This is a genomic window from Rhizobium sp. SG570 (assembly GCF_012275345.1).
In the GTDB taxonomy this organism is placed as follows: Bacteria; Pseudomonadota; Alphaproteobacteria; order Rhizobiales; family Rhizobiaceae; genus Rhizobium; species Rhizobium lusitanum.
Window position 1 is genome coordinate 63,804 of the sequence record NZ_JAAZQI010000016.1, and the last position, 15,084, is coordinate 78,887.

The window sequence follows — 15,084 nt, forward strand, 5'->3', positions numbered from 1 at the left end:
TAGCGACAGGTAAAGATTCGAATATCCGGCGGATTGCTTCGGACTGATCGAGGGTGAAATCGAAATTTTCGTGGGAAGCTCGCTCCTTGATCACACTAAAAAATATGCATCTGAGTTTCCCATAACCATAACGGGAATGACCTATAGCTGATTTCTCAACGTTTGGTAATCGGACGGCTGCTCGGATGAACAAGCCCCGGGTTTTGAGCCTGCAATCGGTGAAATACAGCGACTTCACCATTAGCGCATCGATATGGCCGTCTGGTATACATCTCGAACCGTATACCAAGCCTTGCGGCCCCTTTAAGGAAGGAGACTTTCGCCCGACGAGACTCACAAAATCACGATAAGTGTCTTGTACAGGGAGATTCTTACCCGTCGTTGCAGGATACGCGCACCAATAAAAAAGCCCGCACGATCGATTGATCAGGCGAGCTTTTCTACTTAGATGCTGGTTTCATTGCTCTTTTTCATTACCATTTCCCCAAAATCTGGGAGCTCCACATACAGGAGCGTCCTTTACAGGAGCCTTCATGGCTCTCTGAGAGAGCAGATTAAGGAGATTTTCCGGGACTTTCAAGGGGTTGCTCCGATTTTACTGTGGGAGCAAGGAATTTAAACAAGGATTGCTTTGTGTCCGGTTCGGCATCGAACAACTCGAACACCTGCCAGCTTTCACCATAGGCCAGTTCGCGTTTTTCTCCAACACCGCCAGCCGGCATCTGAAATCCGTGCACCGGGACCAACTTGCCACCGCCGTCCCGCATCCGATTGACGGCAGTGATCACGATGTGTCGGCAGTATCTCTTAGGCGTGAAGTAAGCGATCTCACCTTCCTCGAACCAGCACCAATATTTGAACGTAAACTCTTCGGTTTCCTGGCCGACAGAAAAATCCTTTGGAAAGACTACACCACCATCCCGCTTGATATCCATCGGCGCGCCTATGATCTGCTCTTTGCCACCCATAACGAGAGAGACCACTTGCCCGACCACATCTGGCACGTTCGCGCCACCTTTGAAGGGGTCCGGCGAGACAGAGAAATTCATGACATCAGACGCCTCGACGTCACCGAACAGATTGACCACGCTGGTCTTTACGGTAACAAAGGCTCTGTATGCCTTGTATTCTGGATTATACTCCTCAATCGTAACCTTTCGCTCGATCTTCGCGTTGACGAAGCCGAGCCTCTTTATGGAGGCCGCCGAATGCCTCAAAGCAGCTTCGCGGAAATCGGTATCTCCGCCGAAGTTGGCTGCAAAAAGGAACGCAAGCCGGCTTTGAAATTGCTCGTTTTGAGGAGCCCTAATTCCGATGAGGGCGGCAGCCAGCCCGATGGCGGTAAAAAACAGGACATTGACGGACCATGACGTATAGAAATCGTTGCTCACCACGTGAACCTGCTGTCGCAGGAGTAAGCCGATGTTCGACGTGGCCACGATCGTAAAATACCACATCCTGAATATTAGCAAGACTTTTAAATCATCGAATTTGAGACCAAGAAGATCAAATTTCATCTTTGAAATCCAATCCATGAATTCTTTATGTATAAAAGACCTAAGGTATATTGATAAATTGAATATTATCAGAAGAAATATGCAATACGGGAAAGATATATGATCGATATTTTTATCAATACCAAAAAATAGGCAAGCGCTTTTTATCGCGAGAAAATATATCGTAAAGATCACCATTGATGTGATGCGACTCTTAGTGAGCATCATGAAGAAAATGCAACTAAGCAATAGGTTCAAGAAATCTAGTACGTTTTCCACGACTTACCTCCACGAGACTGCTGAAATAAGTCTTAAAGGTTGTGACGTGTCAACATGATATACAGTCTTGATTGTCGCAACGGAGGCATCTGGACTGAGCCCCCTCGCGTCCAGGGCTTGGTATCGCACAGCAAGGCCTAGCGCGATACATGGAGTGCTGGGCACAGCGTAGAGCTCACCCGATGATATACCCAACATCGAGGATTTAGTTGGGCGTCTGGCCGCAGGTTATTTGAGCGTGGTTTCGGAGATTTACTAAGGCGAAGCACAGGGAATTGCCTGAAGGTCGACAAGCAGTCTCTGATTGGGTTTAGTCTACGGGACCCGGAGCCTTGAAATACCGCTCGAATTTCAATCGAAGTTCCTCCGGTCGCTTGCAATACTCTTCGGCGATCGATTTGGCATCCGGGAAGCTCGTAAAGACATGATGCAGATCGATGGCCTCCCGGTCCTCGATACCCAGGATTATCGCATAAGCCTGCCAGGAGAATTCATCCGGATCAAAACGTTGGTCTTCTCGGAGCAGTCCCCTCAGCGTTCGCTGTGATAGCCTCAAACCCGTTGCATCCCGCATATCTTCCCAAGCCTCGGCCTTCCATACAAGCTTACCGATTGCGCTCGTCACATCGTCGATTTTCTGGCCAACTTTACGTATGGCATCAACTATAGGCGGCTCTACAATGGACGTGTAGAGATAATCGGAGAGGTGGAACTCCGCCGCCTCCCGCTCGATGACGTCGCCGCGACGGTAAACTGACGAGACGAGAATTGCGGCCTCCTCGTTTGCCTTAAGGAAGCCCGAGATTGCCCCCAGCAGGAAGACGTGTTCGGTGCCGGGCCTCATCTGCTTTATCCCTCGGCTCTTGAGCCGTCTCAGCAGCCCTTCGTCGTTCGGGAAATTTGTCTCCACGTCTATCTTAAGATCGTCGATAATCTCGGCCTGCGAGCAATTGCGGAACTTGATCGACAGCAGAGTTCGCTCGAAATGAAGGCTGACCTCGAGAGGTAAAAGCTTGGCCTTCGGCCTGTTTCTCACGTCTTCGATTTCGTAGTGTTCCATTGGATCGCTATGCGACCCGCGCCGCTTGTAATACTTGTGGTCCTGGCTCTGATGCGGCGCTCGCGGACTGACCTTGACGTTGACGATGTAATACCGTCCGGTCTCTGCCACGATCTCGATAACGCTCGCTGTTTCCACCGACGGGAACGTACCGTCATTGATGGTACGGTAAAGCCAATCCAGTTTCGATGCCTGTGTCCATCCGCCATCCAGCCGTAACCTGCCGCCCGAAGCATCCACTCCGATGATAAACCTGCCGCCAGCGGAGTTGGCGAATGCACTGACCGCCTTGCATATGGCCTGATGCTCACCCTTCGACAGAATTTTCGAGCTTTTGTACTCCAACAAAACACTCTCTGCCGGCTCGTCGGCGATGAAGGCCTCCAGTTCGTGGAACGTGGTCAAAGGCGATTGCATGCCGACTTTCGAATCCTTCTTGTTCCAGAATGTTGATATCGACTTCTACTATCCAGCGTCTAAACTTTGAAACAGTAGTTCACGTAAAAATCCATGTCGGATCGATTCTCGGCACTTTAGGGGGTAGATTTTGTCACAACGCCTTTCCGTACAGGCTATCGATCTTCGCGTCCGAGCCGATTACCCCTTGGTGAGGACGGAAATCTACGAACTTACGCCATCTCATCATCTGATCTACGCCGCGTCGGAAACGCTTAACGAAGCGGATTTCGCGAAGCCTTTTGAGGATCACTATCGAACGTTGGGAACCAGGGTGAGTTTCACCAACAAGCGACCCGAGCAGTCGTTGATTGTGCCACCCATCGCCGACCGCGAAATTGGAGACTTCATTGCCGCCCTGCCATTGACCAGATCGGAACTTCAAACCGTCCTCGCAGGCAAATTTCCTGGTCTTCCTGACCTCCTGACGACGGCTGACGGCCCTGGGCACGTCTTGACCTTCTCGTTCGAGAACCCGATCCCCGAGGAACTGCTACCCAAGGTCATGGCATTCCTTACAGACTGCTTGAATGGTCGAGATTTCGCCATTGTCGTCGCACCCGTTCCATCAGGGGCAGAGAGAGGTGCGGATACACAATACGATCCGTTGGGTATCGAGGTAACAAGCTTCAAGCGTCTTTCACAAAGGCCGAAGCTACCCCAGTTTGTGGAAGCTGAGGAAACCTGGTGGTTTGAAAACCTCCGCGGACTTTTCGAAGGAAGCATTCCACCGTTGTCATTCGATTTCAGGGACGATGCCGGGATCGCCTGCTACGTGAACGCCGCCATGCCTCTCCCGATGGATATCAGGCAGGCGCTGCTGGCATACGACACGATATACATCGAGCCGCCAATCACCGACGTATCCCGCACGGCTTTCTGGGAAGGACAGTCTATCACCCAAAGCGAAGTCTTGAGACTGGTCGAACTGGACCGGGTCCGCATACTGCACAGCCAGCCGGAAGAACGTTCCGATCTCGGATTTCTTCAAGAAGCTCATTCGGCAAACCCCAAAGGTGTTATAGGCCGAAGGAAATCCGCTGCGATGATGGTTGCGGATATAGTCGAGACCGCCGACGAGTACCTTCTATGTAAACCACATATAGTCAGCCAACTTCCGGAGTTGATTTCGCGGCTTGCCGAGCAAGCCAAGATGCCTGCTGACAAGATAGCCCAGGCGGTCCTATACCCCACGAAGGCCCGACGGGAGTCTCTTCGCCCCCTTCTGAGCAGCGGTCTCCTTGGCTATGCCGGTATCGGACAGGGCCCTATGTTCGCCGACATCGTCCAAGAGACGGCAGGAAAAGACATCGCCCTCGAGGCGGGCCTCTTCGGACGCGAAGTTCATGTCGCACACATGCTTGATGCGACCCTCATCCCAGCTGCTCCATCCGGCAAGCTGATCAATAGCTGGGCTCCGGCCATGCAATTCATGGGGGATAGACTGAATTTCTACAGGCATTACAACTCTCGCATAAGCGCCAAGTGGGCTGAGAATGAGCGTCGGAAAGAAAATCGGCAGATCGTGCTGGCCCCAATCCCCCTCTTCGAGTTCTACAAAAACGCATCGATCGGGGATATTGCGAGTCTGACCTCGTCATCTGTCGCAAGACGCAAAGGCCGCGCACTGCTGTCCAGGCTGGCCGGTCTCAGCATTGAGGGTCAGGTAGCCGAGATGACGAAATTGTGCGACGGCTTGGAAAGGCAAAAGAAGACTTCTCACATCGTTGACGCCATACTCGCGCTGGACAGCGCGGTCGGCGTCGCGACCTACTTCACGAACACCAGCGTCTTTCCGTTAGTGGCGTCATTCGCAATGCTCCAGCTAGCGCTGAAATGCGCGAAAATGGCACCAGTGTTGGATGTGGTCGTCGACGAAATCGAGAGCTCGTTGCGTGAAGCCGTGGGCCTGAATCAAGATTTAACATTTGTCTCGAAGATGTCTCGCGTCGCATTCCTCTCACCGCCTCCGAAATAGCGTCAACGACGGAGCTGGTTGCCTGATGTTACAGACTTCAGACAACCGGCTCCGGGAACGCACCGCCCTCATAATCGATCGGAAAGTACTGCCGCAATGCAGCAAGCCCTGCGGCGAGAGGTGACCCCGATTGCCGCAGGGTTTCAGGCGATTTGCGTTAGAGTTTCGGGGCGGGTACCGCCCCGTTTGCGTTTTTTGTTCTTGCCGCCTCGATCCGTTTCCGGGCGTCAGAATTGTCCGCCTCGAAATCCTGGACGAGATGCAACTGGTCCATCATCTTCATGTCGAATTCGCTCGCTAGGCCCGTCGGGTCGCCCCGAACGACGAAGTCGATGTAGATGCCGCACATGCTCGCGGACTGCTTCGCCTTTCTTGCGGTAAAGTCGTCAAGACCCACGGGGAAATCGCTCGTACCAATACAGGCCATCGGTGACTTGAGCTTTTCGGCGCGCACGTCATCTGCGCCGAATTTCCATGCGGCCCAGATGTCGGTGGCGCTCTTCCCCGTGACCGAAGGCTCTCCGTATTTCTGGACTGCCGCCGCATAGACGGATTCGGTCGTCGGGCGTTGCGCCGGCCGGAATTTCAGTTCGCGTGATGCCGCGAAGAGCTTATTGCCGGACCCCAGGCCCGTGAAGGCGAACTGCATGCGCTCGTGTTCCATATCATTCGGGTTGGCAAGGTCGTTGTATAGGGTCCTGCCATTTGCGACCCATTCGGTGCCTTCCGGCAGCTTCCACTTCACGAACTCATATCGCGCGTCTGGCCGTACTTCCTGGAATTTCGCGATGACCTGGTCGGCGCTCATACCGAGAGCCATTCCGTTGATGTCAAATTCGGCTGCCTGCGAACCGGCGGCTCCTCCAAGAAGAAGCGCGGTTAGCGCGGTTAGTAGGGAGGTCTTCATTTTCCCCGATGTCTCCGTTGAGTGTCCAAGATGCGGCCGCTCTGGTATGCAACCGGATGCGGAGACCATCCGTGAGGAAAATTGTGTTTTCGGCAATTTTCGAAGGGGATTTCACCCTCTGCGCGAATTCAGGACGCCACAGCAGGTAGCAAGGTTATCAATCGTTAAATAGGGTCAACTTCCAGACTCGAAAATCGGGAGGACTGCGATGGCCGTCGTCAATATCAGTATGGATACTGGGAAGTCGCTAACCAGGGCGCTGCTGCCTCAGGATATCGAATTAAACATTCTGGCAATCGAGCTTTTCTACTATGCCTGCGCATCTTGGCATTCGAAGGGCTTCCCGAGGGCGGCTGACGACATAGGTGTATCGGTCGAAGTAGACCAGATTACATTCTCCAATCCGTTCGATATCTGGGCGTTCTTCAAAAGCATTCCGGCAGGCTTGGCCACCGAGGTTCTCGATCGGACGGTGTATTACCAGACTGAAGTCGAGCGCCGGGCGGCGGAGGCGGCAAAGGTGCGCCAGAGTGTCATCTCGGACAAACTCGATAACCTGCGGAAGGCAAATGAACTCCGTACCGAACTGCTCTCCTCCGGCACCGATCCCGACGAGGTTACCCGTCTCTTGGCGCAGATTTTGTCGGACCAGGGAGCGACGCTTGAGGTGCATGACGTTAGCCAACGGAAGAGACTGCCGCCGTCGCGTTGAATCTCCTCCGCCGAGACCTTCATTTAAAGCGATCGGGCGACGAGACCGTGGAGCGTTCTCGCGCCTGCCAGCGTCTTGAGGCGTTCGATGCGGTGTTCGATGGTGCGTGGCGATAATTCGATCCGATGGCCGATCTCCCTCATCTGAAGGCCTTCTCGCAGCAATTGGAGAATGGCGAGATCGACGTCGTCGAGGTCCTTCGGTATTGCCGACGACCGAAGGATATGGTTCACGACACCATAGACAAAGCACCAGTCGTCGCCCGGCTTTGCGGCTTTCCGAGGAAGCGACAGCATCTCAAAGTCGGTTTGCACGCTGTCGTGGCGGACGGTTTCAGAGACGAGCGAAGGCCGACGGACGGCGAGCGCCTTCTGGATGGAAGGATGGAGACGTCCGCCTGGCAGCATCGGAAGTCGTGATTTCAGGACGTCAGGGACGTCCGCGTAGGTGGTTGGAATGCTGTAATCGCGGACGACATGGACATCGAACTCGATAGCACCGCCCGCGGGCACCGTGATTACGGCGAGTACCATATTGGCGGCGAGCTGCTCGCCGACTACACGCGAAAGCCCGGACGGATGATCGACTTCATCTCGTGAAATCCAGACGTCAATCAATTGCTGCGCCAAGGCGGCGAAACCTCTGGGCCTCACCGGCAGATCGCTTCCGCAAAAATGCCAACAGACGTCGTCAGATTCGACCGTTTTTGTCATCGGTCGCCTGTGTTTTTGTCCCTTGTCTAAACCATTGCAACTATACCCGGATTGTAATCATGCAGTTCCGCGCCCCCGCCCGTCGAAAACGGTCGTTTCTGTCAACGCGCGGGGAATGGAATTCGATGACGAAAGTCGGTTATGCCCGGGTATCGACGCAGGATCAGCGCCTTGATCTTCAGCTCGCAGCGTTACATCTGGTATGCGACCGGGTCGTCGTGGATGAAGGCATTTCTGGATCGACTATCAAAAGACCTGGACTGATCTCCGCGATGCGATCATTGAAATCCGGCGACACCTTGGTCGTCTGGAGACTCGACCGTCTAGGGCGCTCGATTCAAGACCTTATCGGGATCATCGAAAAGCTCGGCAAACGACAGATCGATTTCCAGAGCCTGACGGAAAACATAGACACTACTTCTGCGGGCGGTCGCCTCGTCTTCCACGTTTTGGCCTCGATGGCGGAATTTGAAAGGTGTTTGATCAGAGAACGAACCTGCGCGGGACTTGAAGCTGCCCGTGCACGAGGGCAGCGCCTCGGCCGGCGGCCATCCTTGAGCGACACCGAGCGTCAGTCGGCGTGCAATGCTGTCGTTCGGGGAGAGGACGTCCTCGAAGTTGCCAGGCGGTACGGTGTACATCCGCGAACACTGGCCAGATATATCGATCGTATGCGCTGATTACTGGAACAACTGAATGATGTTTCCAGGCGCTGCATTGGCAATCCCGAGGCTCTGGACGGCGAGTTGCTGCTGCGTTTGCAACGCCCGCATCTTGCTCGCGGTGACCTCCATGTCCGCATCCACGAGGCGGCCGATTCCCCTCGTCGTCGCGTCGATCATATTGTTGTTGATCTCGTCGTACATCTCGAGGGATTTCTGGACCGTCCCGACGTACGACATTTTGGAGGTCAACTGCTGGATTTTCTGGTCGATGCCGGCGACGACGTTGCTGTAGAGCCCCTCGCGATCCGAGCCGAAGCGGACGACGTTGTTTTCGATGGACTGGAGGATATGGGTCTGATCGACAGGATAGGCCTCTGGCTCGCCGGTCGTCGGATTTTGAAGAGGAATATTGTACCAGTAAATCGACGCCGGGGTGAACGACCCGGGTGCGTCGATGATGTCGCTTCCGTCGAACAACGTCTTCTCCGGATTGAACTCCCCCGGGTAACTGGTCGGATAGCTGCCGAAGTCGTCGTTCAAAAGCAGTGTGTCCATGGCCTTGATGTTCAACGTCTGAACATTTCCGTTGGAATAGCCGACAGTGAACGAGAAGACCTGTTGGCTGGCTTTCTCGTCTTCGTTCTTGCCGTGATAGAGGAGGTTCACGCCTGAGAACGACGCGGACAATATGGCCGACTTCGCCTGATCTTGGAGTTGCTGTATCTGCTGGTCGATCTTATAGACGTCGGATTTCGCATATTCCGGGTCGAGATCGAATGTCGACTTAACCACGTCCTTCATGCCGGGTTGTGGCATGCCGCTCGCCGTGATGACCAGGTTTTTGATCTCCACGAAACTATCGAGCACCGTTTTCATCGCGGCGTAGGCCGTATCGACCACGCCCTGCGCCAGGCCCATGCTTTCCTTGACCATGTTCATGGTTCTCACGTCCGAGCGCATCGACGTGGAGATGGACCAATATGCCGCATTGTCGGCGGCCGACTTCACCCTGAGCCCCGAAGACATCTGTTGCGAAGTGTCGGTGAGGCGGTCGTTGATCGAACGCAGCGTGCCGAGCGCGGCCATCGCGACATTGTTGGTTATAATGCTGCTCATGGTACCCGTAGCGTTAACCGGGCTCCTCATGAGCCAATCTCAGATTTCTGAATTCGAAAAATTCACGAGGACAGTTAACAGCGGAGCGAAGATCGTAGGGGGAAACTACCCTGTCGCCAAAATATTGTAGCCGTGGCTGGTGCCGGTTCTGACGGAGGCATGGACTTGTGGCCGGCGTGCTTGGACGCCAAGCTCAATAAAGGAACTTCAGCCAAAGCGGTGATCAATGGTAAATGAGACAGGCAACCATGAGGCAGTGTTGCTAGCGCTAAAATTGGGAAATGTTTCCGCCGCTCGTATCTTGTTCGAGGAACTCGCCCCGGAGGGTCCTCATAGGTCTGGCCAATGGCTGGAACTGCTCGACATACTGAACGCATCCGAACTCGTCGAAGCGAAATACGGTCGAGGGTCGCTTCTCGATATCGATCACCCGTTTGTCGCCTACTGCGTCAAATCGAAGTATATCGATTCCGAGATGGTCGAAGCCGCCGAGCGTTTCAAAGCAAGTGAACTCACCGCTTCCAAGCTTGGTGATTTTGTGCCAGGGCTAGAGCGCCATGAGGGCCGTCGACTGCGGAAATGAACGTCGGGTCACCGGTCGGGGCGGCGTAATAGGCAGGCGGTTCGACGTCCACTAACAGAGATATGAAGCCTTCTGCATGCGGAACCGTTTTGGTTACGCCTGATTTAGCATCGATGACTGTGAGCTCTTCTCGAATAAAGCCTTTGGTATGAAAAAGAGCACCCGGCGTCCCAAGTTCAGGCTCCTTTTCCAGTTCTTCTTTTTGGAGGGTGGACAATTCTACTGAAACAGCGACATAGGAGAGCGAACACGATGTCATCGCACCGCCAAGTGTGATGCCGAAAAAATACCGTTTACCGTCATAGTCAAAGAATACGATATACACTTAAAAACTGGCTCCATGAGTTTGCGGCAGACATAACTCTCGAACCTTTCCATTTGATTGCTACTCCACGCAGTGCATTGACTCTTACTACCATCCGGCGAAGATGTGCCGACTACAGTGCCAGGCCATCGAGCCTTCGAGAAGATTTATAGGTTTTCGAGCATGTCGGACTGGGATTTCACCGGACTATCGGCTGATGAGGCCAGGGTCTTTCGGCAAGCCATCAAAGTCGGTGACGATTTGCACTGGCGTTTTGGGGAGCGATCCACCGATTTCATCTTACGGAATTACCTGACGCTGGCGGAGATAGGGCGGCTCGAAGTTTCCTGGCTGACTACCTACCTCCACACTTCCCATTTCGAGCATATCGGTTTTGAAAAGCTCAAGTCAATCTTCGACACGTGTGACCGCACCAGGCTGCAGGAGCTTTCTGTGCCAGTCCGAAATGGTATCTCGACCGAAAGGATTTCGCTGTTTCGCGGATGCGCCGGCCCAGCGCATACCCGGGGTATGTCGTGGACAACCTCACTCGACAAGGCAATCTACTACGCCACATGGCATAGGGAATGGCATTTGGAGCACGGACAGGCAGGCGAAGTCACGGTTTACGCCGCGACGGTTTGTCTTGGCGATGTCTACTGTCGGCTCGATCACAATGAAGATGAGTTCTTGGTCGTCCCCGATAGTGTGTGGCGTATCGAGGTTCCGGCATCGGAGTTCAGGCTTAATCGGCCACGGCATTAAGCTTTGAGAAACTGCTGACCGTCCCGCGGGGAACAATCTTTATCAAGCTGGCTTCCGCTTCAACTTCATGTCGCCAGTGGATTTCCTCGCGGTGTAGTAGGTTCCGAGGAGTTCATTGCGGTTCTTGTCCCAATCGAGGTCCAAATAGGCTACCCCTTCGTGAGGTGAGCTTCGGTGTCTATAAGCGGCCTGCGGCTCGTTATTATAGCTATACCAGATGCGGTATCGACGGTTCACATAGTCTGGTTCGAGGAAGGCCCGCGTCGATTGCGAACGCGACTCGCCAGTTTGGAGAGCGATGCTGGTCGAGAAGAACGACTGTCGGATCGTTACGGTCGTCGCGATCGACGGCGGCGTCTGTCCGGTTTCAGGGTTTATCCACGTCGAATAGAGATGGCCTTTCCACTCGCCGTTCAGGTCGGGAAACAGCTTTCTCTGGAGGATCGGAAACCTGCGCGCAACGGGAAACCACAGAAGATCGGCCGCAGCGACCAGAAGCACGCCGACGATGAACACCGCGAGCGAAAGCCACTTCCACCAGTTGGTTTGCTCGCCCATCAACCAGAGCCAGAGCGCCTGCAAACCTAGAGTGGAAACAACCGACGCAAAGACAATGATCGTCACCTGCGTCTTTCGCTGGAGAAGCGACCACATCAGCAGTCTCCGAGATGGCGGATTGCACTGGCAAGGAACCAGCGTGCCTTCTCGACCGTCCAAGCTTGCCTGGTACCGAAGAGTGGCTTGATGCCATTGATCTCCGGGTAGTAGTTAAGGTTCAGCCCTGGCTGCGAGATGATTTCAAGGCTGCGTTTCAGGATACGCTTCACGCGGTCGTAGCGATCCTCGTTCATAACGAAGTGATGATCCTCAACGAGATAGACAAGGCATTCCACCAGGAACGAGGGAACGCGCTCGGTGATGACGCCGTGGTCGATCATGTCCGACTGCATGCGCTTGACGATGCGGACGATCCGCTTGAACTGATGGTTGGTCGTCGTCCGCTTCAAACGACCGTTGGTGATATGCTGGTCTGGATAGTTCAGCGTCCAGCTTCCGTCCGATCCGAGAATGGCGACGCCTTCGATGCGCTCGTACTGGAAGCTCCCCTGAGGGATATAGATATGGTGCAGGGTGAAACAGGGCACGACATCGACTTCGCCGCGGCTGCCTGTCACGCCTTTGACCCGGATCGCCTTCTTGCCCGAATCGTCAACGTTGGTCTTGCCGAGCGACGCCTTCAATTCGGTCGCGATCGTCGAGCGCATGTCGCCGGCGATCTGAGCGTAAGTGCGCCCGGCGTCGTAGTATCCGTATGCGTTGCTCGCCGACGCCGGATCGACGCCCGCTTCATGTTCGATCCGAAGCAAAGGGTGCTGGACGCGCAGGTCAATGTCGGCTTCGTTGCGGACATTCGTGCGGTTGGTGAAGCTGCCCTGCGGAACGAACCTGACACCCTCTGACGCAAGACTCCGATTGTTCTCGAGAATGCCCTGAACGACGGAACGGCCACGCTCGATGGCGATTGTTTCCGTTGTGCTTTCGGCCTTTTCCCAGTGGGTGAAGCGGTCGTTCCACGAATTCCGTCGGCGAACCGATTCGTTCAGGGAGTCGAGGATGGAGCCAAGCCCGATAAGGTCATTCGCGCTTTCGGCAGGCTGCGGAATGCCGAGCCCAAGGCCGAAAATGCCGCCATTCCATTTGTCGAAGTCACCCATTCAGCAGCCTCCAGTAAAAATTGAGTAAAAATGTAGGTTCGCGCGCGGAGTCTTGCAATGGGTGGTGCCGAGTTGCTCGCAGACTACTTGGAAACTACTCGCGAGCCGCATCGGTCGCTCAAACGCAACCGAAATAATCCAAGTCGGAAGAAATGGTTTTGAGATTTCCCCAACGAAATCAAAGGCCATCAGCGCAAACCGCATGGCGAAAAATCATGTTGTTGGCGAGTAGAAGGAGTAAAGCTCGCCACATACGTGGGCGAAAGCGGTCGTCGATTTTATTGCGGTTCGCTTATACGCGATACATATGATCCGGTCACCGCCGCCGCTTCTGCTCATTGGCCGCGAACTCCTCCAGGACCTCAAGACACCGGGCCAGAGTCTTCTCGTCTTTGCAGTACTCGACGGGCTTGACGCCGCCGAGTTCCTTCCACTGCGCTGTCAGCCAGAGATCGGCGATTTCCCGGCGCAAGACGCGGCTGTAGACCCGGTCATAGAGCTTGTCGACCATGGCCTTGCGGACGCGTTCGGTCCGTTCTGCTGCCATCTTGTCGTCCCGTATTCTCCATAGGATGCCCTGGACCTTCTTCAGGCCGTCCGTGCTTTCGGCCGCCAACTCTCCGGGTGTCTTGCCTTCATGCTCGGGGAGGGGTGTCTCCATGAAGGCCGCGACGTCATCTACGTCGAATAATGCCGCCTCCTCGGCCTTGTGGACCCGATCTGCTGCCTCCTGCTTCAGGCGGGCGGCAGTCTCGATCGTTTCGCGCCGACGACGGGCGACCAGTTCGGCTTCTGCGCGCTCCTCGGCTTCGAGACGGGCCAGCCCAAGGCGGTTGATCAGGCGATCCATCGGCAAGCCGGCCATCTCGTCGGGCGGATCGACGCCTTTGAGGCGCTGCATTTCCTCTATCATCGTTCTGACTGCTAAGACCTGATCCAACAACTCTTCGTAGTCTCCGTCCTCGTCAGCTAGGAGTTCGGCCACCGACAGATCGAAGTGTTCCGCCCGGCTTTTCAGCCAGACATCGTAATCAGGAAGGCCGCCGTCCTCGGGAAGCATGAGCGAACCAACACCCTGGAAGGCGATCCGCAGCTGCTTGCTCTGGCGCTCGGGCAACATCCGCTTCTGGATCGCCGTGTCGATCCGAACTTGGATATCATGTCCCATGACAAAGCGTTTGCCAGGGACCTCGTACACCACCCCCGCTTGGCGTAGACGTGTCAGGTACGCATAGACTTCTTCGTAAGGTGACTTGAAATCTTCGTCGACGTTTGCGGCGATCCACCGGGAGTGCTCGGACTTCGTATAAGCGAGGACTGACTTCGGCCAGTCCCCCTTCGAAAAGCTTTCGATGAAAGCCATCGCGCCGAGCGCCGATTTCGCCTTCAACAGTCGGTCGAAGATGGCGGCCTGCCATTGGCGGCGATAGACGATAAACGCCGACGGCCGGTTGTCATCCATGTCAAGGAACTCCGAGAGACCAAGTTGGACCAGGTCGTCGACAAGCTTCTGCGCCTTCGTGTGGTTCCAGATTTCGGGATCGCGGTAGATGGCGACCAACCGCTTCGCTTCCGCAATCTTCGCACCCTCTTGCTGATGCCTCTCCTCTGCAATATTCGCCGCCATGGCCTTCACCTCGGCGCTGTGGATCAGCTTGCGCGGGGCGATGTCCAGGATGATATCGTCGAGTTCGTCAAGCGGGTGGCTTTGATATCTTGAGACGGTGATCTCCAGAACTTCCACGCCCATAGCATCCAGCTTCTCGATTTTCTCGGGAGGGCAGGGATGGGTGTTCGCGATCTCGATGAACAGTCGCCGGCCGTCAGGCATGGTGGCGATGACGTCCGGAATGACTTCTCCCGCCGCCGTTTCCAAGTGGACGTCCGTCAGGTGGATGGACCGCTCGGGAAACACCTCGACTAGCTTTCCGTCGAGGCCCGGCGTGAAAGCTGGCGGTAGGGTCACCCGGCAATGCTTGGCTATGATTTCCTTCGCGCGGATATGGAGGGCTGTTTCCCCCGACGACACGCAGTCGACGGCGTTGTCCTCCGGGCGGTGGGCGAAGGAGTACGCTCGGACGTTAGGGTCGCCGCCGTTCCTGGCGATCAACCGCCTGCCGCACCCGAAGCAGACGCATCCGCAACTCCCACCATTGGCGACCTCGGTGATATGGCGTGATGATCCGTCGTTCACATCCTTGGCGACGAGGATCATGCCCTCGTCGTCGGGAAACAGGTGGGCGATGGTGATCTTCGTTGCCATCTGGGTCTTGATTCGCTGTGAGTGCGAGAGGCTAGCCCGGTTTCCCTGGTTTCGGAAGCTTACATGTGGTGA

At 55.1% G+C, this 15,084-nt stretch carries 13 protein-coding genes; 4 read left to right on the forward strand and 9 right to left on the reverse strand.

All coding sequences use genetic code 11. The features are described from left to right. Positions 1-554: 554 nt before the first annotated feature. On the reverse strand, positions 555-1,517 hold the full coding sequence (locus tag FHT28_RS26935; RefSeq protein ID WP_168597884.1) for a hypothetical protein: 963 nt from the start codon (positions 1,515-1,517) through the stop codon (positions 555-557). Positions 1,518-2,085: 568 nt separating this feature from the next. Next, complete coding sequence (locus FHT28_RS26940) at positions 2,086-3,240, reverse strand: ATP-binding protein (RefSeq protein WP_168597885.1); 1,155 nt, start codon at positions 3,238-3,240, stop codon at positions 2,086-2,088. 142 nt (positions 3,241-3,382) lie between these two features. On the opposite strand from FHT28_RS26940, the gene FHT28_RS26945 reads away from it, so the two are divergent. After that, on the forward strand, positions 3,383-5,269 hold the full coding sequence (locus tag FHT28_RS26945; protein ID WP_168597886.1) for a hypothetical protein: 1,887 nt from the start codon (positions 3,383-3,385) through the stop codon (positions 5,267-5,269). A gap of 157 nt (positions 5,270-5,426) precedes the next feature. On the opposite strand, the gene FHT28_RS26950 is transcribed toward FHT28_RS26945, so the two are convergent. After that, positions 5,427-6,176 (reverse strand): hypothetical protein, encoded by a 750-nt coding sequence (locus FHT28_RS26950; RefSeq protein ID WP_168597887.1) that lies wholly within the window; start codon positions 6,174-6,176, stop codon positions 5,427-5,429. A gap of 208 nt (positions 6,177-6,384) precedes the next feature. On the opposite strand from FHT28_RS26950, the gene FHT28_RS26955 reads away from it, so the two are divergent. Then, complete coding sequence (locus FHT28_RS26955; RefSeq protein WP_168597888.1) at positions 6,385-6,888, forward strand: hypothetical protein; 504 nt, start codon at positions 6,385-6,387, stop codon at positions 6,886-6,888. A gap of 23 nt (positions 6,889-6,911) precedes the next feature. Here FHT28_RS26955 and FHT28_RS26960 read toward each other — a convergent pair whose 3' ends face one another. Next, positions 6,912-7,541, reverse strand: a complete 630-nt coding sequence (locus tag FHT28_RS26960; protein WP_348645029.1) for a winged helix-turn-helix transcriptional regulator — start codon at positions 7,539-7,541, stop codon at positions 6,912-6,914. A 185-nt stretch (positions 7,542-7,726) separates the two neighbouring features. Between FHT28_RS26960 and FHT28_RS26965 the strand changes: the two genes are divergently transcribed. Further along, positions 7,727-8,281 carry a recombinase family protein gene (locus tag FHT28_RS26965; protein ID WP_168597890.1) on the forward strand — a complete coding sequence of 185 codons (555 nt, stop codon included), beginning with the start codon at positions 7,727-7,729 and terminating at the stop codon, positions 8,279-8,281. Here FHT28_RS26965 and FHT28_RS26970 read toward each other — a convergent pair whose 3' ends face one another. Beyond that, positions 8,282-9,382: a flagellin gene (locus FHT28_RS26970; protein WP_168597891.1), complete on the reverse strand. Its 1,101-nt coding sequence runs from the start codon at positions 9,380-9,382 to the stop codon at positions 8,282-8,284. Positions 9,383-9,894: 512 nt separating this feature from the next. Further along, positions 9,895-10,290 carry a hypothetical protein gene (locus FHT28_RS26975; protein ID WP_168597892.1) on the reverse strand — a complete coding sequence of 132 codons (396 nt, stop codon included), beginning with the start codon at positions 10,288-10,290 and terminating at the stop codon, positions 9,895-9,897. Positions 10,291-10,452: 162 nt separating this feature from the next. Here FHT28_RS26975 and FHT28_RS26980 point away from each other — a divergent pair, with 162 nt between their 5' ends. Beyond that, positions 10,453-11,034 carry a hypothetical protein gene (locus FHT28_RS26980; RefSeq protein ID WP_168597893.1) on the forward strand — a complete coding sequence of 194 codons (582 nt, stop codon included), beginning with the start codon at positions 10,453-10,455 and terminating at the stop codon, positions 11,032-11,034. Between the two features lie 42 nt (positions 11,035-11,076). On the opposite strand, the gene FHT28_RS26985 is transcribed toward FHT28_RS26980, so the two are convergent. From FHT28_RS26985 to FHT28_RS26995, 3 genes are all read right to left on the reverse strand, one after another. Beyond that, the gene (locus tag FHT28_RS26985) at positions 11,077-11,688 is read right to left on the reverse strand and encodes a hypothetical protein (RefSeq protein ID WP_168597894.1); all 612 of its coding nucleotides are present in this window, start codon (positions 11,686-11,688) and stop codon (positions 11,077-11,079) included. Beyond that, positions 11,688-12,749, reverse strand: a complete 1,062-nt coding sequence (locus tag FHT28_RS26990; RefSeq protein WP_168597895.1) for a hypothetical protein — start codon at positions 12,747-12,749, stop codon at positions 11,688-11,690. Before FHT28_RS26990 ends, FHT28_RS26985 begins: the two co-directional genes overlap by 1 nt. Positions 12,750-13,065: 316 nt before the next feature. Beyond that, the gene (locus tag FHT28_RS26995) at positions 13,066-15,012 is read right to left on the reverse strand and encodes a DUF2384 domain-containing protein (RefSeq protein ID WP_168597896.1); all 1,947 of its coding nucleotides are present in this window, start codon (positions 15,010-15,012) and stop codon (positions 13,066-13,068) included. Positions 15,013-15,084: the final 72 nt, after the last annotated feature.